The sequence below is a fragment of the Streptomyces sp. NBC_00019 genome (assembly GCF_045041015.1).
Taxonomy (GTDB): Bacteria; Actinomycetota; Actinomycetes; order Streptomycetales; family Streptomycetaceae; genus Streptomyces.
The window spans coordinates 5,278,018-5,298,470 of the sequence record NZ_CP108302.1; the positions used below are offsets into that span (position 1 = coordinate 5,278,018).

Here is a 20,453-nt window from a genome sequence, read left to right on the forward strand (position 1 = left end):
TTTCGTTGCGGTCTGCGGGGTGGTGGGGGCTTGTCGCGCCCACGCGGCGGTAGCCGCAAATCGATACAGCCCCGCGCCTCTTTGGGGGGTTGGTGTGGACCTGCATATTGAGCTGGGCTCTGTCGAGGGGCGGCGGGCTGGGCTTGAACGGGCTCTGCGGGATGCCGTGCGGGACGGGCGGCTGGCTCCCGGGGCTCGGTTGCCTGCCACGCGGCGGCTGGCCGCCGAACTCGGCGTCTCGCGCGGGACCGTGAAATCGGCGTACGACCAGCTCGTCGCCGAGGGGTACCTGACCGCTCGGCAAGGGTCGGGGACCCAGGTCGCCTCCCTGCCGTCCGTGAGCCAGGACGCGCCGGAAGCCGCCTCACGCACGCGTGCCCCCCGTTTCGATCTGCGGCCCGGCAGTCCGGACGTCGGGACGTTCCCGGCGGCGGCCTGGCTGCGGGCGCTGCGGCGGGCGATCGCGACGGCGCCCTCGCTGGCGTACGACTATGGCGATCCGCGCGGGCGCATCGAGCTGCGGACCGCGCTGTCCGGGTACCTGGGGCGTGCGCGAGGGGTCATCGCGCCCCCTGAGCGGATCGTGATCACGTCCGGGTACGTGCAGGGGCTCGCGCTCCTCACGCGCGTGCTCGACGGTGGCGAGATCGCCATGGAGGATCCGGGGCTGCCCTTCCACCGGGAGGTCGTACGGCGGGGCGGCGGGAGCGTGGTGCCCGTGCCGGTCGACGAAAGGGGCGCCCGTGCCGACGGGTTGGGGGACTGCAGAGCCGTCGTGCTCACTCCCGCGCATCAGTACCCGACCGGGGTGACGTTGCATCCCGCGCGGCGGCGGGCGTTCAGCGACTGGGCACGCGCGCGTGGCGGGCTGCTCGTCGAGGACGACTACGACGGGGAGTTCCGCTACGACCGGCAGCCCGTCGGTGCGCTGCAGGGGATGGCGCCGGGGCACGTCGTGTATCTCGGCACCGCCTCCAAGACGCTGGGGCCCGCGCTGCGGCTCGGGTGGATGGTGCTGCCGCCGCACCTGGTCGACGCGATCGCCGACGCCAAGCTGCACAGCGATCACCACACCGAGTCCATCGGGCAGTTGGCGCTCGCCGAGCTCATCGGGAGTCATGCGTACGACCGTCATGTGCGCGCCTGCCGGCTGCGGTACCGGCGGCGCCGGGACCAGTTGCTGCACCGGCTCGGGGAGCGACGGCCGGTGCGGGGGATCGCGGCCGGGCTGCACGCGCTGATGGAGGTCGCCGACGAGAAGGAGGCCCTGGCGCGGGCGGAGGCGGCGGGTCTCGCCGTCGGGCATCTTGGGGCCCACTGGCACGCGCCGGACGCCGAGGGGCGGCCTCAGGGGCTCGTGGTGGGGTACGGGACGCCGCGGGAGCGTGTGTATCCGGAGGCGCTGGAGGCGCTGGGGAAGGTGTTGGACGGATTGGGCCAGTAAAAGGGGCGCCTATTGGGTCTGCGGTGGGGTCCAGTTCCCTTCTACCGTCGTAGACATGACGAACTCCCTCGTCCCGCCCGCGGGGCCGCAACGCGTCCTGGCCCTGGCCCAGTTGGCCAATGCCGTCGGTGACGGCGCCTACCTCGTGACCTCCGCGTTCTACTTCACCCACGTCGTCGGGCTCTCTCCCGCGCGCGTGGGGCTCGGGCTGACCGTCGGGTGGGCGGTCGGGTCGGTGGCGGGCGTGCCGCTGGGGCGGCTCGCGGACCGGCGCGGGGCGCGGGGTACGGCGGTGCTGCTGGCGCTGGCGGCGGGGCTCGCGGTGGCGTCGTTCCTGTTCGTCCGGGGGTTCCTGCCGTTCGTCGCGATCGCGTGCGCGTACGCCGCCGCGCAGTCGGGGCTGGCCGCGGCCCGGCAGACGCTGCTGGCGGGGCTGGTGCCCGCCGGGGAGCGGACCGGGGCGCTGGCGTATCTCCAGTCGGCGTTCAACGCCGGGCTCGCGGTGGGTGCGGGGCTGGGCGGGCTGGCGATCCAGGCCGGGACGCGGGAGGCGTATCTCGCGGTGTTCGCGATGGACGCGGTGACGTTCGTTGCGTGTGCGGGGGTGCTGCTGCGGCTGCCGTCGGTGGCGCCGGTAGCTGTGCGGAAACGTCACGGCCTCGGCGTCGTACGGGATCGCCGCTATGTCGCCGTCACGGCCCTCAACACCGTCCTGCTGCTGCGGATGCCGCTGCTCAGCCTCGGGCTCCCGCTGTGGATCGCCGAGCGGACGCAGGCGCCGACATGGCTGGTGTCCGCGCTGTTCGTGCTCAACACCGGGGCCGTGATGGTCTTCCAGGTGCGGATGGCGCGCGGTGTCACGGGGATCGGGTCGGCGGTCGGCGCGGTGCGGCGGTCGGGGTGGGTCATGCTCGCGGCGTGCGCGGTGTTCGCGCTGTCGGCCGGTGCGTCGCCGTGGGCCGCCGCCGGGGTGCTGGTGGCCGGAGCTGTCCTCCAGGTCGTCGCGGAGATGGGGCAGTCGGCCGGCTCGTGGCAGCTGTCCTTCGATCTGGCCCCGGCCGACCGGGTGGGTGAGTACCAGGGGTTCTTCGGAACGGGCGTGACCGTGGCGCGGACGCTGGGTCCGCTCGTGGTGACCACGCTGCTGATCGGCTGGGGGACGGCGGGCTGGCTGCTGCTGGGAGGGGTGACGCTGCTGGCGTCGTACGCCATGGGGCCGGCGGCGCGCCGGGTCACCGCCTCCCGGCCGGAGGTCAGGCAGCGACCCGTGCTCGTGAACTGACCGTCGCCGGGAGCGAGTCCAGGAACAGGGCCCCCGCGAGCAGCCCCGCGCTGCCACGGGGGCTCCACGCGCGCGCGTGGAGGTCCTCGTCGAACGCGACCAGGGCCGCGGCACCGGCCTCGGTGGACGTGCCGCCGGCCTCCAGGACGCCGCGGGCGCCCGCCTGGACGTGGCGCAGGCCGAGCGGGCCCGCGGCGTACAGGAGTTCGGTGTCCTGGAGGGTGGACATCACGGTGAGCAGGGCGTCGAGCCGGGCTTCGCCCTCGGTGGCGCCGGCGGCGCGCGCGACGGCCAGGGCGTCCAACGCCCGCCGTACGTGCGGGAATCCGGCCCGGGCCTCGCCCCGCGCCCCGGCGGCGCCGTACTTCGCCGACACCGACGAGCCGTGTGAGGGCTTGCGCGGGGCGCGCTTGTCGGTGTGGCGGGCGATGCCCTTGGCGGTCGCGGTGATGTCCGTGGCCACGGCTCGGGGGTTCAGGGCGGCCGCGGCGACCAACAGGCCGAGGGCCCACGTGGCGCCGCGGTGGCCGCCGCCCGCGAGGCCCACCGAGTGCTCGGTGCAGCGGCCGATCGCGCCGAGTTCCGTACGGAGTCCGGGTGTGGGTTCGCCGGTGCGGCGGGCGGCGGCGGCCATCGCCGAGAGGCCGGGCACGAGTGCCTTGGCCGACCAGCGCAGGGAGCAGTGGTCCCGGCGGGTGAGGCGGGCGTCGAGGTCACGCGGATCGGGCAGGCCCGGCTTGGGAGCCAGGGCCAGCTGCCCGGTCAGCGCGGTCACGGCGGCCTGCGCCAGCGCTTCGTCCTCGCGGCTGCTCATGGCCGTACCTTACGAGGAGGCCGAGGCCGACGGGGAGGCACTGTCGGCCGGGGCGTCGCTCGGCGGGGTGCCCGTCGGCGCGCCGCTCGGCGGGGTGCCGCCGCCACCGCCGCTGCCCGCGCCGGTGCTCTCGGCGTCGGGGTCGACGCCAAGGGTCAGGAAGCCCTTGTAGCCCTTGGAGGGGTCCTTCTTGTGGACGGCCTTGAGGGTGAGCAGGCCGCTGGAGGCGCCGCCGCCGTCGTACACCATGTCGTTGTCGAGGGTGGTGTAGCTGCCGGAGTGCTGGGAGTAGGGCTCCAGCGTGAAGATCTCCTCGGCGACGGTGTCGTCGAAGAAGAACTGGCCGGTGTAGTTGACCTTGCCGCCCTCGTAGGTGCCGTCCTCCTTCTCACCGCCGGTGTGGACCTTGACGTGGATGTGGCAGGTGCGCGGGGTGTACCAACCGGGGAAGATCGTCTCGAACTTGACGACCCCGTTGCCGTTGGCGATCTGGTAACCGCGCAGGTAGGTCTGGTCGTTGGCGGTCGAGCCGTCCTCGCTCTCGGCGGGGGCCGAACCGCCGGGGTTGGCGGTGGTGTAGCCGGAGTAGTAGCCCCAGGCGTCGCAGTGCCAGATCTCCACGGCCGCGCCGGGGACCGGGGTGCAGCCGTCGGTGGCGTCGACGACGGTGAGGCGCAGGGTCAGCGGGACGCCGCTCTTGCCCTCGGTGATGTCTTTTCTGACCAGGGCGCCGTCGAGGTAGTACGGACCCTCGGTGACGCTCGTCATGAGCGTCATGCACTCGCTGCTGGTGCTGGTGGCGGACGCCGAGGCCGTCGCGTCGGCGGTGGTGGCGTCGTCGGCGAAGGCCGACTGGTAGCCGGCGATGGCGAGGCCGCCCGCGGCGACCGTGCCGCCCGTCACGGCAATGGCGCGGCGCCTGGTGATCGTCTTGTCCTTGTGGTTTCCCGTCATGATCAGGAAGTTATGGACGGTGTCCGTCAGGGAGGTTGGGAGACGCTGAGAGCCGCCTGTGAATGCTGAGGAAGCTGAAATTCCGCGTCTTCGCGCGTGAAGAAGTCCTCGGGGCGGGCGCTACACCGCCATGAGCGGAGCGTCCTTCTTCCACTTGAGGATCTTGTCGAAGCTGACCACCGCACCGCCCCGGCCCGGCTTGTTGCCAATGTGGACGTGGTCGGCGAGCTCCTTGATCAGACACAGCCCGCGGCCGTGCTCGGCCTCGCTGGGGGCACGCCGGACCACCGGGGCGGGGCGACCGAAGCCCGGGCCCGAGTCCGCGACCTCGATACGACACTTCTCGCCGTCCAGGTAGGCGGTGACCCGGTACGCCTCCGAGGTACCGCCCTGCTCGGTGTCCCCGCCGTGCTCGACGGCGTTCGCGCAGGCCTCGCTGAGGGCCACGGAGAGGTCGTAGGAGATATCGGGGTCCACGCCCGCGGTCTCCATCGTGCCGAGCAGCAGCCGTCGCGCGAGCGGAACGCTCGCTGCTTCGCGGCGCAGATGGAGTGACCACCAGATGCTCATGCTCCAGCCTCCCGGCCGCGGCTCGACATACCGTTACCTATTGCCGCCGGTGGCCGTGTGTAAGCACACAGTTGACGTGACGCCGCCCATATGGGCGATGCGTACCGAGCGGTACATGGGGTATGTGGGGGTGGTTCATATCAGAGGGTGATCTTCCGGTCGTACCACCCGTACGTCATCTTGTGGACCTGCCGTATGGCCCTCGTAAGGCCAGTGCGATGATGGGCCCGCCATGTCTGCCCCCCACCAGCGCACCGGAGACGGTCTCCGGGTCCCGCGGGCCGCGGTGTTCGCCGCGGTCTGCGTCGTGCTGGCCGCCGCCGGGCACACGATGGCCGCCTGCGCCGCCGTTCCGCTGTGGACGCTGGGCGCGGGATTCCTGGGAGTCCTCGCGGTCGCGGCACCGCTCGCCGGGCGGGTGCGTTCGCTGGCCGGGATCGCGGCGCTGCTGGCGCTCGGACAGACCGTGCTGCATACGCTGTTCGGGCTGGGACAGCACGGCACGGCGGCCCAGTCGATGTCCCCGATGTCGTCGGACGCCACTTTGGTGGAGCAGGCCGCGCGGCTGGTCTGCGGGACCACCGCGGCGGCGATCAGCCCCACCCAGGCCGTCCGGATCCTCACCGAGGCGCGCCTCTACCAGGGCACGCACGCGCACGGCTCGATGGACGCCATGTCCACCGCCCGCGCCTCCACCTCGCTGATGCCCTCCCTGCCGATGCTGCTCGGCCACGTCCTCGCGGCCCTCGCCGCCGGCTGGCTGCTGCGCCACGGCGACCTGGCCCTGCTGCGGCTGACCCAACTGTCGGCGCACGGGGTCGCTCAGGGGGCGCTCGTACGGTCCCTGCGCGGGGCGCTCGCTCTGGTGCGCGCCCTGCGGGCCGGGCTGCCGGGTGCGCCGGAGGCCGGTCCGCGGCTGCCGCGCACCGATCTGCTCGCGCCCCCTGCGCCTCGTACGACCGCACTCCGGCACGCGGTGATCAGGCGCGGTCCGCCCGCCGCCGACGGTCTCGTCCTCGCCGCCTGACACGACGCGAGCACCCCTTCCTGGGTTGGGGGCCGCCGTCGTGCGGCCACACGCGCGTGTCCCTGTTCCGAGTGATCGGGCACCTCTGCGCGCGCGTATGCCTCTTCAACTCCGGAATCACACGCGAAGTGGAGTGCTCTCTTTCATGAAGGTTTCTCGTCTCGCCGCCGTCGGCGCCATCGCCGCCTCTGCCGTCGTCGTCCTGTCCTCCCCCGCGTTCGCGCACGTCAGCGTGCAGCCTGAGGGCACCGCCGCGAAGGGCGGTTACGCGGTCGTCGACTTCAGGGTCCCCAACGAGCGCGACAAGGCCTCGACCACCAAGCTCGAGGTCAGCTTCCCGACCGACCACCCGCTCGCCTCGGCGATGCCGGAGCCGATCGCCGGCTGGACCTCCAAGGTCACCAAGACCAAGCTGGACAAGCCTCTCGAGCTGCACGGCCAGAAGATCTCCGAGGCCGTCTCCAAGGTCACCTGGACCGCCACCGGCAAAGGCGTCGAGGCCGGCTACTTCCAGAAGTTCCCGATCTCCATCGGCGCCCTGCCCGAGGACGCCGACGAACTGGTCTTCAAGGCGATCCAGACGTACTCCAACGACGAGGTCGTCCGCTGGATCGAGGTCCAGGAGGACGGCCAGGAGGAGCCCGACAATCCGGCTCCCGTGCTGACGCTGTCCGAGGCCTCCGAGGGGGGCCATCACGGCGCGTCGGCGACCGAGAAGGCCTCCGACTCCGACGACACCGAGAACGCCGCCGCCGAGACGGCCGCCCCCGCCGACAGCAGTGACACCACCGCGCGCGTGCTCGGCGTGGTCGGCATCGCCGTCGGCGTGGTCGGGGTCGCGTACGGCGTGCTCGCCGGCCGTCGGCGCACCACCGACGCCTGAGGTCCACCCTTCCGCGCGGTGCACCGGGGTCGTACGACCTGTCCGCACGATCCCGGTGCACCCCGGGCCCTTCACATCTGGGACATTTTGATATGCGCAAGAAGACGTTCGCCGCGGCCGCCCTGCTCGCCGCCGCATCCCTGACACTGACCGCCTGCGGCAGCGGTGGCGACAGCGACTCGCCCGTCTCGGTGGTCTCCGAGGAGGCGGGCTCCGACAAGGCCGCCACCGTCCTCGACAAGCCGTTCGAGAAGCCGGACCTCGTCCTCACCGACACCGACGGCGAGAAGTACGACTTCCGCGAGCAGACCAAGGGCCGGCCGACGCTGATCTACTTCGGCTACACCCACTGCCCCGACGTCTGCCCGCTGACGATGAACAACATCGCCGTCGCCAAGAAGCAGCTGACCAAGGCGCAACAGGACGAGCTGCGGATCGTGTTCGTCACCACCGACCCCGACCGGGACACCCCGAAGGCGCTGGGCAAGTGGCTCAAGGGCATCGACTCCCAGGTCGTCGGCCTCACCGGCGACTTCGACACCATCCAGGCCGGCGCCCGTACCCTCGGCATCTCCATCGAGCCGCCGCACAAGGACAAGAACGGCAAGATCGTCTCGACGCACGGCACGCAGGTCGTCGCGTTCTCGCCGAAGACCGACGGCGGATACGTCCTCTACGGCGAGGACGCCACCGTCGACGACTACACCAAGGACCTCCCCAAGCTCATCAAGGGAGAGAACCCGTGAGCCGGTTCCCGCTCTTCGCAGTTGCCGCGGCCGGCACCCTGGTGCTGACCGGCTGCTCGGACTCCGGCTCCTCCGACGACGCACAGGCCGAACTGTCCGTCAGCGCCGCCTACATGCCCCAGCCGGTCTCCGACTCCATGGCGGCGGGTTTCCTCACGGTCACCAACCAGGGCGGCGCGAAGGACGACCTGACCTCGGTCACCAGCGATGTCGGCCAGGTCACCGTCCACGAGACCGTCGACTCCTCCATGGCGGAGGTCAAGAGCCTCGATGTGCCCGCACACGGTCAACTCGTGTTCAAAAGCGGCGGCAACCATCTGATGTTCGAGAACCTGAAGCGGAAGCCGAAGCAGGGCGAGACGGTCTCCGTGGAACTGCACTTCGCGAAGTCCGGCCCGGTCACCGTCGAGATGCCGGTGAAATCCGCGACGTACAGCCCCAAGACCGGGCACTGAGGGAGGGACCACCTTGACGCAGACCATCGCCCCCCGCGTCCGGATCCTGGTGCTGCTGCTCATCGCGGCCACCGGAATGCTTCTCGCCGGTGCCGGACCGGCCTCCGCGCACGCCGCGCTGACCGGCAGCGACCCCCAGCAGGGGGTGGTGGTCGACAAGGCCCCGACCCAGGTCTCGCTCACCTTCTCCGAGAAGGTCGCGATGTCCGACGACTCCCTGCGGGTCCTCGACCCCAAGGGCAAGCGCGTCGACACCGGCAAGCCGTCCGACGTCAGCGGCACGACCTACGCCGTCCAGCTGCACAGCGGACTGCCCGACGGCACCTACACCGTCACCTACCAGGTCGTCTCCGAGGACAGCCATCCCGTCGCCGGGGCCTACACCTTCTCCGTCGGCGCCCCCTCGAAGACCACCGTCTCGGCCTCCGGCCCGACCGCAGGCGGCGGAGTCGTCGGCTGGCTCTACGGCTTCGGGCGCTACGTCTCCTACACCGGGTTCATCGTCATGGTCGGCGGCGCCGCCTTCGTGCTGGCCTGCTGGCAGCGCGGTTCCGGCGTACGGGCCCTGCAGCGGCTCGTCGTCTCCGGGTGGCTCGCGCTCACCTCGGCCACCCTCCTGCTGCTGCTCCTGCGCGGCTCGTACACCGGCAGCGGCGAGCTCGGCGACGTCTTCGACCTGAGCCTGCTCGGACAGGTCCTGCAGACCAAGACCGGCGCGTCGATGGTCTCCCGGCTGCTGCTGCTCTCCGCGGCGGCACTGTTCATCGCCGTGCTCTTCGGGGCGTACGACAAACGCGAGGACCAGGAGAAGCGGGACCTCACCTTCGGGCTCTCCATCGGCGGCACCGTCGTGGCCGCCGGGCTCGCGGCGAGCTGGGCGATGGCCGAGCACGCCTCGACCGGGCTCCAGACCGGCATCGCGATGCCCGTCGACGTGGTGCATCTGCTGGCGGTCGCGGCCTGGCTGGGCGGGCTGACCGCGCTCCTGGTGGCGCTGTACCGGGCGGACACCCCGATCGAGCGCTCCGCCGTTCGCCGCTTCTCCCGCCTCGCCTTCAGCAGCGTTCTGACCCTCGTCGCCACCGGCATCTACCAGTCGTGGCGACAGCTCGGTTCCTGGTCGGCCTTCACCGACACGACGTACGGACAGCTGCTCCTCGTCAAGATCGGGCTCGTGACGCTGCTGGTGGGCATCGCGTGGATCTCCCGGCGATGGACCGCGCGGCTGGGGGACAGCGCGGTGGAGTCCTCGGTGGAGGTTCCGGAACAGGAGGAGGCTCCCGAGCGGGAGAAGGAGCACGTCAGTGCCAGTGCCAAGGGCGGCGACTCCAAGCGGGCCGCCCAGCTCGCCCGGCAGCAGGCCGCCGTCGACGCGGCGCGGCAGCGGCGGCAGCGGGACGCCGACCCGGATCGGTTCGGGCTGCGCCGCTCGGTGCTCGCCGAGGCGAGCGTCGCCGTCGTCCTGCTCGCCATCACCACCGTGCTGACCCAGACCGAGCCCGGCCGCACCGAGGAGGAGGCCAAGGCGGCCACGTCGTCGTCCTCTTCCTCCTCCACCTCGTCCTCGGGCGCGCTGACGCTCGACATGCCGTTCGACACGGGCGGCGAGGACGGCAAGGGCCTCGTGCGGATCGATCTCGACCCCGCGCGCGTGGGCGCCAACGAGATGCACGTCTACGTGGAGCGGCCCAATGGGAGTGGCTTCGACGTACCCGAGGTGAAGGTCTCCTTCACCCTCGAGTCCAAGGGCATCGGACCGCTGCCCGTAGTCCCCGACCACATCACCACCGGACACTGGTCGGCCAACGGCATCCAGCTCCCCATGGCGGGCGACTGGAAGATCGCGGTGACCGTGCGGACCTCCGACATCGACCAGACCACCGTCTCGAAGAACGCGCAGATCGGCTGAACCACCATGGCTGACCAGTCCATTCCGGAGACCCGTACTCCCGACAGAGAACTTGATGACGGCGCTTTTGAGAACGCCGTCATCAAGGAGGGCGTTTCGCGGCGCCGGCTGCTCGGGACCGCCGGTGCCACCGGGCTCGTGCTCGGCGCGGCCGGCGGGGCCGTCGGGTATGCCGCCCGGCCCTCCGAGGCCACGCCGCTCACCTCGGTCGGCGCCGACGAGGCGATGTTTCACGGGAAACATCAGCCCGGCATCCTCCAGGGCCTCCAGGCCCGCGGCCACCTCGTCGCCTTCGACCTGGCGGCGGGCGCCGGCCGCAAGGGCGCGGCCGCGTTGCTGCGCCGCTGGTCGGAGACGGCCCGGCGGCTGATGGCGGGCGAAGGGACGGCCTCGGACGACACGGATGTCGCCCGGGACGCCGGTCCGTCGGCGCTCACCATCACCTTCGGGTTCGGGCACGGCTTCTTCGCCAGGACCGGCCTCGAGAAGCAGCGCCCTGTCGCGCTGGACCCGTTGCCCGGCTTCTCCTCCGATCAGCTCGACAAGACGCGCAGCAACGGCGACCTGTGGGTGCAGATCGGCGCCAATGACGCCCTGGTCGCCTTCCATGCCCTGCGCGCGATCCAGAAGGACGCGGGGAGCGCGGCCCGCGTCCGGTGGCAGATGAACGGGTTCAACCGGTCGCCGGGCGCCACCGCCCACACCATGACGGCCCGGAACCTCATGGGCCAGATCGACGGCACCCGCAATCCGAAGCCGAGCGAGTCCGACTTCGACCAGCGGATCTTCGTGCCGTCGTCCGGTTCGAACGACCCGTCCTGGATGGCGAACGGCTCCTACGCCGTCGTACGCCGTATCCGCATGCTGCTCGACGACTGGGAGAACCTCTCGGTCACCGAGCAGGAGAACGTCATCGGGCGCCGCAAGGCGAACGGGGCGGCGCTGTCCGGGGGCTCCGAGACGACCGAGATGGACCTGGAGAAGACGGACGCCAAGGGCGATCTGGTCGTCCCGATCAACGCCCACGCACGCATCACCCGGCCCGACCAGAACGGCGGGGCGGCGATGCTGCGGCGCCCGTTCTCGTACCACGACGGCATCGGCACGGACGGGGTGCCGGACGCGGGGCTGCTCTTCGTGTGCTGGCAGGCCGACCCGCTGCGCGGCTTCGTCACCGTGCAGCGCAAGCTCGATCGCGGTGACGCCCTGTCGAAGTTCATCCGGCACGAGTCGAGCGGGCTGTTCGCGGTGCCGGGCGGGGCGGCGGAAGGGGAGTACGTGGGGCAGCGGTTGCTGGAGGGGTGAGCGGGCGGGGTGGTCGTGCGGTCCGGGGAGGGTCACGCGAACGCCCGGGGTGGCTTCCGGTCACGCCGGTTCACTCAGCGGAGGGGCTGTCGTGAGACGTGTGCGCCAGGCTGCGCAAGGGCCATTAGGGTGAGGTCATGCCAGCGAGCTATGCGTATCTCGGTCCTGAAGGCACCTTCACCGAAGTCGCCCTGCGCACGCTTCCGGAGACGGCCACGCGGGAGCTGATCCCGTATGTGTCCGTGCAGTCCGCGCTGGACGCGGTGCGCGCGGGCGAGGCCGAGGCCGCGTTCGTGCCGATCGAGAACTCCGTCGAGGGCGGCATCACCACCACCCTCGACGAGCTGGTCGCCGGCGCCCCGCTGATGATCTACCGCGAGGTGCTCCTGTCGATCACCTTCGCGCTGCTGGTCAGGCCCGGCACCGAGCTGTCGGGGATCAAGACGGTCTCCGCGCACCCGGCCGCCCAGCCGCAGGTCCGCAACTGGCTGAAGCAGAACCTCCCGGACGCCCTCTGGGAGTCCGCCGCCTCCAACGCGGACGCCGCGCGCCTGGTCCAGGAGGGCCAGTACGACGCCGCCTTCGCGGGCGAGTTCGCGGCTGCCCGGTACGGCCTGGAGGCGCTGGAGACCGGCATCCACGACGCGGAGAACGCGCAGACCCGGTTCGTGCTGGTCGGTCGGCCCGCCCGGCCCGCCGCGCCGACCGGTGCCGACAAGACGTCCGTGGTGCTGTGGCAGCGCGACGACCACCCCGGCGGTCTGCGCGATCTGCTGGGCGAGTTCGCCACCCGGGGCATCAACCTGACGGTGCTGCAGTCCCGGCCCACCGGTGCCGGAATCGGCAACTACTGCTTCTGTATCGACGCCGAGGGCCACATCTCCGACCGCCGGGTCTCCGAAGCCCTGATGGGGCTCAAGCGGATCTGCCTCGATGTGCGGTACCTCGGCTCGTACCCCCGTGCGGACATGACCACGGCCGACGTACAGCCGCCGCTGCGCGGGACGTCGGACGAGGAGTTCGTGGCGGCGGCGGACTGGGTGGCGCGCTGCCAGGACGGGCGTTTCTAGCAAGCGTCCAGCAGGAGTACGCAGGGTTTCGGGCCATTCCTACCTGCATATTTTCGTTATCCACAGGAGTTATCCACAGGCTGCCGTCTCGACCTGGGGACAAGTCGACACGGAAGCGCCACTCAGTCGACAAATCGCCCTACAGCCCCCAACTTCGTCCACAGCTCCCCAGGTCACCCCTCGTCCACCCGTTTCCATCGATCAATCCTTTGGGGCGACCCATTTCCACCCGAAAGTGGGCCTGAACAGGGTTTGGATCGGGAATTCCCAACCCGGCGAAGCCCATTCGGAATGATCACTTCCGAAGTCCACAGATCTTTCGCACACCCTGTGGATAACTTTCCGGGGGTGTGGATTCCTGTGGACAGAGCGGCCTCCAAGTCCCTTCCCCCACAAGGGAATCGAGTCAACCAGCCGCCTCTCGCTTGCCTCGTTCCAGGGAGTGAGACGCCTTTTGTTGACACGGTACGCAATTCCCCCATAACGGTACGTAAGGCGTAGTTCGGAATAGCGAGTCGTGGGCTCTCACCAGGCACCGGTAGCCTTGGCCGCGTGATTGACCTTCGCCTGCTCCGTGAGGACCCCGACCGAGTGCGCGCGTCCCAGCGCGCCCGTGGAGAGGACGTCGCGCTCGTCGACGCCCTCCTGTCTGCCGACGAGCGGCGCAGGTCGTCCGGCGTCCGCTTCGACGAGCTGCGTTCCGAGCAGAAGAACCTCGGCAAGCTCATCCCCAAGGCCTCCGGCGACGAGAAGGCCGAGCTCCTGAAGAAGGCGGGCCAACTGGCCGCCGACGTCAAGGCGGCCGACGCCGAGCAGCACGAGGCAGACGAGGAGACCAAGCGCCTCGCCCTCCAGCTCGGCAACCTCGTCCACCCCGACGTCCCCGTCGGCGGCGAGGAGGACTTCGTCGTCCTCGAGACGCACGGCACCATCCGCGACTTCGGCGCCGAGGGCTTCGAGCCCAAGGACCACCTGGAGCTCGGCGAGTCGCTGGGCGCCATCGACGTCGAGCGCGGCGCCAAGGTGTCCGGCTCGCGCTTCTACTACCTGACGGGTGTCGGCGCGCTCCTGGAGCTCGCCCTCGTCAACGCGGCGATCGCCCAGGCCACCGAGGCCGGCTTCATCCCGATGCTCACCCCCGCGCTGGTCCGCCCGCGCGCCATGGAGGGCACCGGCTTCCTCGGCCAGGCCGCGGAGAACGTGTACCACCTGGAGAAGGACGACTACTACCTGGTCGGCACCTCCGAGGTCCCGCTGGCCGCGTACCACATGGACGAGATCCTCGACGCCGACAAGCTGCCGCTGCGCTACGCCGGCTTCTCGCCGTGCTTCCGCCGCGAGGCCGGCACCTACGGCAAGGACACGCGTGGCATCTTCCGCGTGCACCAGTTCGACAAGGTCGAGATGTTCTCGTACGTCGCCCCCGAGGACGCCGAGAACGAGCACCAGCGACTCCTGGACTGGGAGAAGCAGTGGCTGACCGGCCTCGAGCTGCCCTTCCAGGTCATCGACGTGGCCTCGGGCGACCTCGGTGCGTCGGCGTCCCGCAAGTTCGACTGCGAGGCGTGGATCCCGACCCAGGGCAAGTACCGCGAGCTGACCTCGGCCTCCAACTGCGACAGCTTCCAGGCCCGCCGGCTGTCGGTGCGCCAGCGCGACGGCAAGAAGGTGCAGCCGCTCGCGACGCTCAACGGCACGCTGTGCGCCGTACCGCGCACGATCGTCGCGCTGCTGGAGAACCACCAGCAGGCCGACGGCTCCGTGTACGTGCCGCCGGTGCTGCGTCCGTACCTGGGCGGGCGTGAGGTGCTGGAGCCTGTTGCCAAGTGAGTACGGCCGCTGAGTTTCCCTTCAAGCTGATCGCGACCGACCTCGACGGAACGCTCCTGCGCTCCGACGAGTCGGTCTCGCAGCGCACGCGTGCCGCTCTCGCGGCGGCGACCGAGGCCGGTGCGGCGCACATCGTCGTCACCGGCCGCGCGGTGCCGTGGACACGGCACATCCTCGACGACCTCGGCTACGAGGGGCTCGCGGTCTGCGGGCAGGGTGGGCAGGTGTACCACGCCGGGGAGCATCGGCTGCTGACGTCGGTGACGCTCGATCGGCAGCTGGCGGGGGTCGCGCTGGCCAAGATCGAGGCGGAGGTCGGGCCGCTGTACCGCGCGGCGAGCCGGGACGGTCTCGACGGTGCGGTGCTGGTGGGGCAGGGGTATGCGCTCACCGGGGACCTGCCTGCGACGCCGTTCACGGATGCGGCCGATCTGTGGTCCGCGCCGCTGAACAAGATCTACATTCAGCATCCGGAGCTGTCGGACGACGAGCTGGCGGAGGCGTCCCGGCGGACCGCGGGTGGGTTCGTGAACGTCGCGATGGCCGGTGCGGGAATTGTTGAGCTGCTGCCGTTGGGGTTGTCGAAGGCGACGGGGTTGTCGCTGGCGGCCCGTCGGCTCGGTCTGAAGGCCGCGGACACGATCGCCTTCGGCGATATGCCGAATGATGTGCCCATGTTCGGGTGGGCTGCTCGGGGTGTGGCCATGGGCAATGCGCACGAGGAGCTCAAGGCGATTGCCGACGAGGTGACTGCGTCCAACGAGGACGACGGGATAGCGGTGGTCCTGGAGCGTCTGCTGGGTTGAGGCTGTGGTGAACTGCGGGCCGTCTCTGGCTGGTCGCGCAGTTCCCCGCGCCCCTGGGTGGGTCCAGTGCCGTGTGCTTCAACGTGTTGCGGAGGATGCACGGATCGAACGTGCGCGGGGTTTCCCCCGACCGCGGCTTAGCAAGCCGGTGCCTTTCCACTCGGCCAATCCTCCGGGTGGGCGACCCACGCGAGAGCGACATCGCGTGCTCGAAGCGGCCGCCCCGGGCAGCTCCCGTGCGAGCGGGTTCGGCGGTGGCGTAACTACACCGGAACCCGCCACGGACTGCCCTGACGGGAGCTGGACGTACTGTCGTGCATGGACATCGCCCAACTCCTCTCCCAGAACGTGACGCCGGAGTCACTGTCCGGCGTGGACACAACCATCGTGCCTGTACGCCGAGTTGGACGCCACTGATTAAAACGGCCGGGTGTTCGCCTACCGCCGCCACCACTTGCGGCGCGCCTTGCTGAAGAACCAGCCCGCGGGCGGCTCGTCGGAACGCCACGGCTGCGGCTCGGGCTTCTCGCTGCGCCAGCGGGCGGCGAGCATACGGGCCCGGGCGGACGGCTCGGAGGACTCCGCCGAGCGTATGAAGTCCTCGTCCAGGACGAGCCCGTCCCAGGTGTCGTCCCCGGATCGTGCCCGCCCGTCGTAGTGCGCGTCCGCCATCCCCGTCCCTCCTCGCAGTGCATCCCCTTCTGCCCAGTCTGCCCGGGCAGGGGTGAAGTCCCGGTCAATAAGCCCGGCGTCTACTCCTCGCCCGCCAGCGTCAGCGTCCGCAGCTTCTGTCCCGCGTACCAGGTGGCGAGCACGGTCACCGCGACCAGCAGCACCGTGGCCGTCGTCAGCCCGACGTCCGAGGTGACCAGGTCCCCGCCGGCGACCTTGTGGGCCACCGCCAGCGACCACTGCTGGACGCTGAGCGTGCGCGCCCCGGCGACCAGGGAGCCGAACAGGGCCTCCCAGACAAGGGCGTAGACGAGGCCGAAGACCACCGCGTGCCGGGACACCGTGCCGAGCAGCAGGAACAGCGCGGCGTAGGCGATGGAGGAGACCAAGGCGGCCACCGTGTAGGCGACGGCGATCTGCTGGCCGTTGCCGTTGAGGATGAAGCCCGCGATCAGGGTCGGCAGCGCCGAGAACACCATGGTCACGGCGACCGCGACGATCAGCTTGGTGAAGATGATCGTCGGCCTTTTGATCGGCTTGGACAGCAGATACACCACCGAGCCGTCGTCGATCTCCGGGCCGATCGCGCCCGTGCCGGCGATGACGCCGATGATCGGCACCATCGTGGCCAGCGCGAGGCCGCCCAGGAGGTCGGCCGTGGTCTGGTCGTCGGCGCCCACCAGAGCCCGCACGATCACGGAGATCAGGATCAGCAGCGCGGGCAGGGCGCCGAGGATGAGGGCCCGGCGCCGGCCGAGCAGGGCCCGGTAGGTGAGTCGGGCGACTGTGGGGTCGTACATCTTGGGCCTCCTACGCCGCGACCAGATACGAGAACACGGACTCGAGGGACTCGTCGGACGGCGAGACCGTGAGCAGCCGGATGCCGTGGTCGCGGGCGACCTTGGGCAGCAGCGCGGTGAAACGGCCGAAGTCGACGGCCTGGATGCGCAACGCGCCCTCCGCCAGGTCGACTTCGATGCCGGACGTCGACGGGTCGGCGATCAGCGCGGCCGCGAGGGCGCGGTCGTCGCTGGAGCGCACCAGATAGCGGTGCGGCCGGTCGGTCATCAGGCGGCGGATCTTGCGGAAGTCGCCGCTGGCCGCGTGGCGTCCGGCCACCACGACCTCGATGTGCCAGGCGAGTTGCTCGACCTCTTCGAGGATGTGGGAGGAGAACAGCACCGTGCGGCCCTCGTCACCCATGCGTCGCAGCAGGTCCATGAGCTGCATGCGCTGACGCGGGTCCATGCCGTTGAAGGGCTCGTCGAGGAGGAGCAGCGACGGGTCGTGGACCAGGGCACTGGCCATCTTCACGCGCTGGCGCATGCCCTTGGAGTACGTCTGGATCTTGCGGTCCTGCGCGTACTCCATCTCGACCGTGGCCAGCGCCTTCTGGGCGGCCTTGGCTCCCAGACCGTGCAACTCGGCGTTGGCGACGACGAATTCGCGGCCGGTGAGGAAGTCGTACATCGCCTCGCGCTCGGGCACGATGCCGATGTGCTTGTAGATGTTCTCGTTGCGCCACACCTGCTGGCCGTCGAGGGTGACGGTGCCGGTGGAGGGGGCGAGGAAGCCGCCCATCATGTTGATCAGGGTGGACTTTCCGGCGCCGTTGGGGCCGAGGAGGCCGGTGACGCCGGGGCCGATCGTCATGGTGATGTCGTTGACGGCGACCACGTTGCCGAACCAGCGCGAGACGTGGTCGATGTTGAGCGTGGTCACAGTCCGACCTTTCGGTAGCGGCGCAGCAGCAGGCCGTAGCAGGCGGCGATGAGGCCGAGGACGGCCAGGACGTAGACCACGCCCTCACCGTTCGAAGGACCTGCCGCGCCGGGGAACGCCGAGCTCGCGCCGAGGAACGCGGTCTGCAGTCCGTCGATGAGAGTGACCGGGGAGAACAGGCCGATCCACGGGACGGCGTCCGTGCTGCCCTGGGCGTCGGCGATGGCCTGGAGCGTGGAGACCGCTCCGTAGGAGATGGTCATGACGGCGATCACGGCCGCGATGCCGAAGCCGCGCCGCGGAGTGACCGAGGCGATGACCAGGCCGATGCCGGCGAACAGCAGCGAGAGCAGTGCCACCGAGACGAGTCCCTGCGCGAATCCCTTGGTCTGGTCGGCGAAGTCCAGCTTGGCCAGCAGCGCGCCCACGTAGAGCACGAGGAGGGGGGCGGCGGTGAGGATGAACATCGCCGAGGCCAGCGCCGCGTACTTCGCGCGGACGTAGTCGGCGGTCTCGATCGGCCGCGAGAAGTACAGCGGCACGGTCTTGAAGCGCAGGTCGCGCGAGACGGACTGGGGCGCCTGGGAGGCGATGTAGAGGCTGATGACGGCCTGCATGACGATCGCGTAGCGCGTGTAGTCGACGGGCAGGTCGTTGGCCTTGGTGGCGACCGCGACGGCGACCATGATGGCCGCGGGCACGCACATCACCACGAACAGCAGCATCGGCAGCACCTTGGACTTCACCGAACGGCCGAGGCCGTAGGAGCCGCGCAGGGACTGCGAGTAGAGGGAGCGGGTGGCGTAGGAGCGGCCGAGGCGGGGGCCGTCGTAGGTGCGGTAGCCGATGTTGTGGATGCGGGTCTGGTCACCCGGTGTCGCGACCGGTGTCGACAGGGGCTGCTCAACTGCCATGGCCGACGGCCTCCTTCCGCTGCTCGCTGGTGTCCTGGTCGTCGGTGAAGACCTCGGAGATGTGATGCCGGCGCTGCTCCATGCGGACCAGGCCGAGGCCGAGGTCGGCGACCGCGTCCCGGACGACGTCGTACGTCTCCTCGCCCTGTGCGGTCAGCAGCAGGATGTGGCCGGCGCCCGGCAGGGCGCTGTTCGCGTCGAGGACTTCCACCCCGCGCGCGTGGAGCGCTTCTCGTACCGCGCGGGTTCCGTCGGGGTGCGCGTCGGTGTCGGTGACCTCGATCGCCAGGGTGGTCGTGGTCTGGGTGAAGTCGGTGGTGGAGCTGGAGCGCAGCAGCTTGCCGCCGTCCACGACGACGACGTGGTCGCAGGTACGTTCCAGTTCGCCCAGCAGGTGCGAGGTGACCAGGACCGAGATGCCGAAGTCGGTGTAGATACGCCGGATCAGGCCCAGCATGTCGTCGCGGCCGACCGGATCGAGGCCGTTGGTCGGCTCGTCCAGGAAGACCAGCTGCGGGTCGTGGACCAGGGCCTGGGCCAGCTTCACGCGCTGCTTCATGCCGGTGGAGTAGCCGCCGATGGGGCGGTACCGCTCCTCGTACAGCCCTACGTGGCGCAGCGTGTCCGCCGTGCGTTCGCGCGCTGCGGCGGGCGGCAGGCCGGACATGCGCGCCATATGGACGACGAACTCGGTCGCCGAGACGTCGGGCGGCAGACAGTCGTGCTCCGGCATGTACCCCACGCGCTCGCGAATGGCGCCGCCCTTGGTGGCGACGTCGAGCCCGAGCACTTCGGCACGGCCCTCCGTGGCGGGGGACAGACCCAGCAGGATCTTGATCAGAGTGGACTTGCCGGCTCCGTTTGCTCCGACGAGTCCGGTCACACCGGGCCCGACGTCGACGGAGAGCCGGTCAAGCGCGGTCACCCGGGGGAACCGCTTGCTCAGGCTTTCGGTCGCGATCACAGTCACGCCATAGACGGTAGTGACGCGGACCACGTCGGTCGTCACACCGCAGAGCTGTCTTCGGGTCAGACTCCAGATGTACGGGCCCGTAGGGGATGCCATGCCTGAGAGCTACACGGGGGCGTTTTCCACAGGCCGCGACCCTCCTATTGACGCTGCCTCTAACAACTGTCACATTCGGTGCTGTCAAGTTACGGACACGTAGCGCAGTCGGCGTGGACTGGGTGGGGCGGAGTGGCATGACGACGGCAGTGACAGACGAACGGGCCGCTGAGCTGCGGGGGTTCAGAAAGGTCCAGCGGCTGGCGTACGAATGCGCCGAGGCCGTCGCGGCCCGCCTCGAGCCGGGGGTGACCGAGCGTGAAGCGGCGCGGATGCAGCGCGAGTGGCTGCGCGAGCGCGGGGTGCGGGACTGGTTCCATCTGCCCTTCGCCTGGTTCGGGGACCGCACGGCGTTCGTGAACTTCCGCGTCCCCCTGCAGTTCTTCCCCACGAACCGCAGGCTGGAGCCGGGCATGCCGTTCATCCTGGACATGGCCCCGGTCCACGAGGGCTTCACGGCGGACATCGGGTACTCGGGCTCGCTGGGAGTCAACCCGGTGCAGGACAAGCTGATGGACGACCTCCGGGCGCACCGCGAGCTGATCCTCGGCGAGGTGCGTGAGCGGCGGTCGCTGCGCGAGATCTACCAGGACGTGGACCGCCTCATGGTCCGCCAGGGCTACGCCAACCGGCACCGCGCGTATCCCTTCGGGGTGATCGCGCACAAGGTGGACCGGGTGCGGGAGCGCCGCTGGTCGCCGAAGGTCTTCGGCTTCGGCACCCAGTCCCTCAAGGGCCTGGCGGCCGACGCGCTGCACGGACATCGCGAGGGCTGGTCGCCGCTGTGGTCGCCGTACCGCTTCTCCGACCATCCGCCGCAGCCGGGCCTGTGGGCGGTCGAACCTCACCTCGGTTTCCGGGGCACGGGCGCGAAGTTCGAGGAGATCCTCGTCGTCACCGACTCCAAGGACCCCGAACAGAGCGCGTTCTGGCTGGACGACGATCTGCCGCACGTGCGGCGCTGGACGGAGGGGGAGTGAGCGG

General features: G+C 70.4%; 20 protein-coding genes and 1 tRNA gene. 12 read left to right on the plus strand and 9 right to left on the minus strand.

Going from position 1 to position 20,453, the window contains the following annotated elements; translation table 11 throughout:
- Nucleotides 1–94: 94 nt before the first annotated feature.
- Nucleotides 95–1,444, plus strand: a complete 1,350-nt coding sequence (locus OHU89_RS24830; RefSeq protein ID WP_405645933.1) for a PLP-dependent aminotransferase family protein — start codon at nucleotides 95–97, stop codon at nucleotides 1,442–1,444.
- A 55-nt stretch (nucleotides 1,445–1,499) separates the two neighbouring features.
- Nucleotides 1,500–2,726, plus strand: coding sequence for an MFS transporter (locus OHU89_RS24835; RefSeq protein WP_405645935.1), 1,227 nt, complete (start codon nucleotides 1,500–1,502; stop codon nucleotides 2,724–2,726).
- Here the strand turns inward: OHU89_RS24835 and OHU89_RS24840 are convergent.
- From OHU89_RS24840 to OHU89_RS24850, 3 genes are all read right to left on the minus strand, one after another.
- On the minus strand, nucleotides 2,698–3,540 hold the full coding sequence (locus tag OHU89_RS24840; RefSeq protein ID WP_405645936.1) for a triphosphoribosyl-dephospho-CoA synthase: 843 nt from the start codon (nucleotides 3,538–3,540) through the stop codon (nucleotides 2,698–2,700). The two genes, OHU89_RS24835 and OHU89_RS24840, sit on opposite strands and share 29 nt — an antisense overlap.
- 9 nt (nucleotides 3,541–3,549) lie before the next feature.
- On the minus strand, nucleotides 3,550–4,494 hold the full coding sequence (locus OHU89_RS24845; protein WP_405645938.1) for an intradiol ring-cleavage dioxygenase: 945 nt from the start codon (nucleotides 4,492–4,494) through the stop codon (nucleotides 3,550–3,552).
- Nucleotides 4,495–4,614: 120 nt separating this feature from the next.
- Entirely contained in the window at nucleotides 4,615–5,064 is a 450-nt protein-coding gene (locus tag OHU89_RS24850) for an ATP-binding protein (RefSeq protein ID WP_266890211.1), read from the minus strand.
- Nucleotides 5,065–5,296: 232 nt separating this feature from the next.
- On the opposite strand from OHU89_RS24850, the gene OHU89_RS24855 reads away from it, so the two are divergent.
- The 9 genes from OHU89_RS24855 to OHU89_RS24895 all read left to right on the plus strand — a co-directional run bounded on the left by OHU89_RS24855 (nucleotide 5,297) and on the right by OHU89_RS24895 (nucleotide 15,095).
- A complete protein-coding gene (locus tag OHU89_RS24855) occupies nucleotides 5,297–6,091 on the plus strand; it encodes a hypothetical protein (protein ID WP_405645940.1) in 795 nt (264 codons plus the stop codon).
- Nucleotides 6,092–6,236: 145 nt separating this feature from the next.
- Entirely contained in the window at nucleotides 6,237–6,974 is a 738-nt protein-coding gene (locus tag OHU89_RS24860) for a YcnI family protein (RefSeq protein ID WP_405645941.1), read from the plus strand.
- 92 nt (nucleotides 6,975–7,066) lie between these two features.
- Complete coding sequence (locus tag OHU89_RS24865; RefSeq protein ID WP_266890205.1) at nucleotides 7,067–7,720, plus strand: SCO family protein; 654 nt, start codon at nucleotides 7,067–7,069, stop codon at nucleotides 7,718–7,720.
- Nucleotides 7,717–8,175 (plus strand): copper chaperone PCu(A)C, encoded by a 459-nt coding sequence (locus OHU89_RS24870; RefSeq protein WP_405645943.1) that lies wholly within the window; start codon nucleotides 7,717–7,719, stop codon nucleotides 8,173–8,175. The genes OHU89_RS24865 and OHU89_RS24870 overlap by 4 nt, the downstream gene beginning before the upstream one ends.
- A 13-nt stretch (nucleotides 8,176–8,188) precedes the next feature.
- Nucleotides 8,189–10,084, plus strand: a complete 1,896-nt coding sequence (locus tag OHU89_RS24875; RefSeq protein WP_405645945.1) for a copper resistance CopC/CopD family protein — start codon at nucleotides 8,189–8,191, stop codon at nucleotides 10,082–10,084.
- Between the two features lie 6 nt (nucleotides 10,085–10,090).
- Nucleotides 10,091–11,389: an iron uptake transporter deferrochelatase/peroxidase subunit gene (gene efeB / locus OHU89_RS24880; RefSeq protein WP_405645947.1), complete on the plus strand. Its 1,299-nt coding sequence runs from the start codon at nucleotides 10,091–10,093 to the stop codon at nucleotides 11,387–11,389.
- A gap of 137 nt (nucleotides 11,390–11,526) precedes the next feature.
- On the plus strand, nucleotides 11,527–12,459 hold the full coding sequence (gene pheA, locus OHU89_RS24885) for a prephenate dehydratase (RefSeq protein ID WP_405645949.1): 933 nt from the start codon (nucleotides 11,527–11,529) through the stop codon (nucleotides 12,457–12,459).
- A gap of 552 nt (nucleotides 12,460–13,011) precedes the next feature.
- Nucleotides 13,012–14,289, plus strand: a complete 1,278-nt coding sequence (gene serS, locus OHU89_RS24890; protein ID WP_046256448.1) for a serine--tRNA ligase — start codon at nucleotides 13,012–13,014, stop codon at nucleotides 14,287–14,289.
- Nucleotides 14,286–15,095 (plus strand): HAD family hydrolase, encoded by an 810-nt coding sequence (locus OHU89_RS24895; RefSeq protein WP_405645951.1) that lies wholly within the window; start codon nucleotides 14,286–14,288, stop codon nucleotides 15,093–15,095. Before serS ends, OHU89_RS24895 begins: the two co-directional genes overlap by 4 nt.
- 89 nt (nucleotides 15,096–15,184) lie before the next feature.
- Here the strand turns inward: OHU89_RS24895 and OHU89_RS24900 are convergent.
- From OHU89_RS24900 to OHU89_RS24925, 6 genes are all read right to left on the minus strand, one after another.
- Nucleotides 15,185–15,269 (minus strand) — tRNA-Ser (locus OHU89_RS24900).
- Nucleotides 15,270–15,533: 264 nt separating this feature from the next.
- Complete coding sequence (locus tag OHU89_RS24905) at nucleotides 15,534–15,767, minus strand: hypothetical protein (RefSeq protein ID WP_405645953.1); 234 nt, start codon at nucleotides 15,765–15,767, stop codon at nucleotides 15,534–15,536.
- A gap of 80 nt (nucleotides 15,768–15,847) precedes the next feature.
- Nucleotides 15,848–16,567 (minus strand): ABC transporter permease, encoded by a 720-nt coding sequence (locus OHU89_RS24910; protein ID WP_405645955.1) that lies wholly within the window; start codon nucleotides 16,565–16,567, stop codon nucleotides 15,848–15,850.
- A gap of 10 nt (nucleotides 16,568–16,577) precedes the next feature.
- Nucleotides 16,578–17,489, minus strand: a complete 912-nt coding sequence (locus OHU89_RS24915; RefSeq protein ID WP_351675217.1) for an ABC transporter ATP-binding protein — start codon at nucleotides 17,487–17,489, stop codon at nucleotides 16,578–16,580.
- Entirely contained in the window at nucleotides 17,486–18,403 is a 918-nt protein-coding gene (locus OHU89_RS24920) for an ABC transporter permease (protein ID WP_266890187.1), read from the minus strand. The genes OHU89_RS24915 and OHU89_RS24920 overlap by 4 nt, the downstream gene beginning before the upstream one ends.
- Nucleotides 18,393–19,367: an ABC transporter ATP-binding protein gene (locus tag OHU89_RS24925; RefSeq protein ID WP_046256587.1), complete on the minus strand. Its 975-nt coding sequence runs from the start codon at nucleotides 19,365–19,367 to the stop codon at nucleotides 18,393–18,395. The genes OHU89_RS24920 and OHU89_RS24925 overlap by 11 nt, the downstream gene beginning before the upstream one ends.
- 239 nt (nucleotides 19,368–19,606) lie before the next feature.
- On the opposite strand from OHU89_RS24925, the gene OHU89_RS24930 reads away from it, so the two are divergent.
- Complete coding sequence (locus OHU89_RS24930) at nucleotides 19,607–20,449, plus strand: M24 family metallopeptidase (protein ID WP_405645956.1); 843 nt, start codon at nucleotides 19,607–19,609, stop codon at nucleotides 20,447–20,449.
- Nucleotides 20,450–20,453 lie beyond the last annotated feature (4 nt).

Excerpts from the sequence above, each read along its gene's own strand:
- OHU89_RS24855 (WP_405645940.1), top strand. The coding sequence starts at position 5,297 with ATGTCTGCCCCCCACCAGCGCACCGGAGACGGTCTCCGGGTCCCGCGG.
- OHU89_RS24930 (WP_405645956.1), top strand. The coding sequence starts at position 19,607 with ATGACGACGGCAGTGACAGACGAACGGGCCGCTGAGCTGCGGGGGTTC.
- OHU89_RS24910 (WP_405645955.1), bottom strand. The coding sequence starts at position 16,567 with ATGTACGACCCCACAGTCGCCCGACTCACCTACCGGGCCCTGCTCGGC.
- OHU89_RS24865 (WP_266890205.1), top strand. The coding sequence starts at position 7,067 with ATGCGCAAGAAGACGTTCGCCGCGGCCGCCCTGCTCGCCGCCGCATCC.
- OHU89_RS24840 (WP_405645936.1), bottom strand. The coding sequence starts at position 3,540 with ATGAGCAGCCGCGAGGACGAAGCGCTGGCGCAGGCCGCCGTGACCGCG.
- OHU89_RS24835 (WP_405645935.1), top strand. The coding sequence starts at position 1,500 with ATGACGAACTCCCTCGTCCCGCCCGCGGGGCCGCAACGCGTCCTGGCC.
- OHU89_RS24920 (WP_266890187.1), bottom strand. The coding sequence starts at position 18,403 with ATGGCAGTTGAGCAGCCCCTGTCGACACCGGTCGCGACACCGGGTGAC.
- pheA (WP_405645949.1), top strand. The coding sequence starts at position 11,527 with ATGCCAGCGAGCTATGCGTATCTCGGTCCTGAAGGCACCTTCACCGAA.
- efeB (WP_405645947.1), top strand. The coding sequence starts at position 10,091 with ATGGCTGACCAGTCCATTCCGGAGACCCGTACTCCCGACAGAGAACTT.
- OHU89_RS24905 (WP_405645953.1), bottom strand. The coding sequence starts at position 15,767 with ATGGCGGACGCGCACTACGACGGGCGGGCACGATCCGGGGACGACACC.
- OHU89_RS24845 (WP_405645938.1), bottom strand. The coding sequence starts at position 4,494 with ATGACGGGAAACCACAAGGACAAGACGATCACCAGGCGCCGCGCCATT.
- OHU89_RS24850 (WP_266890211.1), bottom strand. The coding sequence starts at position 5,064 with ATGAGCATCTGGTGGTCACTCCATCTGCGCCGCGAAGCAGCGAGCGTT.
- OHU89_RS24860 (WP_405645941.1), top strand. The coding sequence starts at position 6,237 with ATGAAGGTTTCTCGTCTCGCCGCCGTCGGCGCCATCGCCGCCTCTGCC.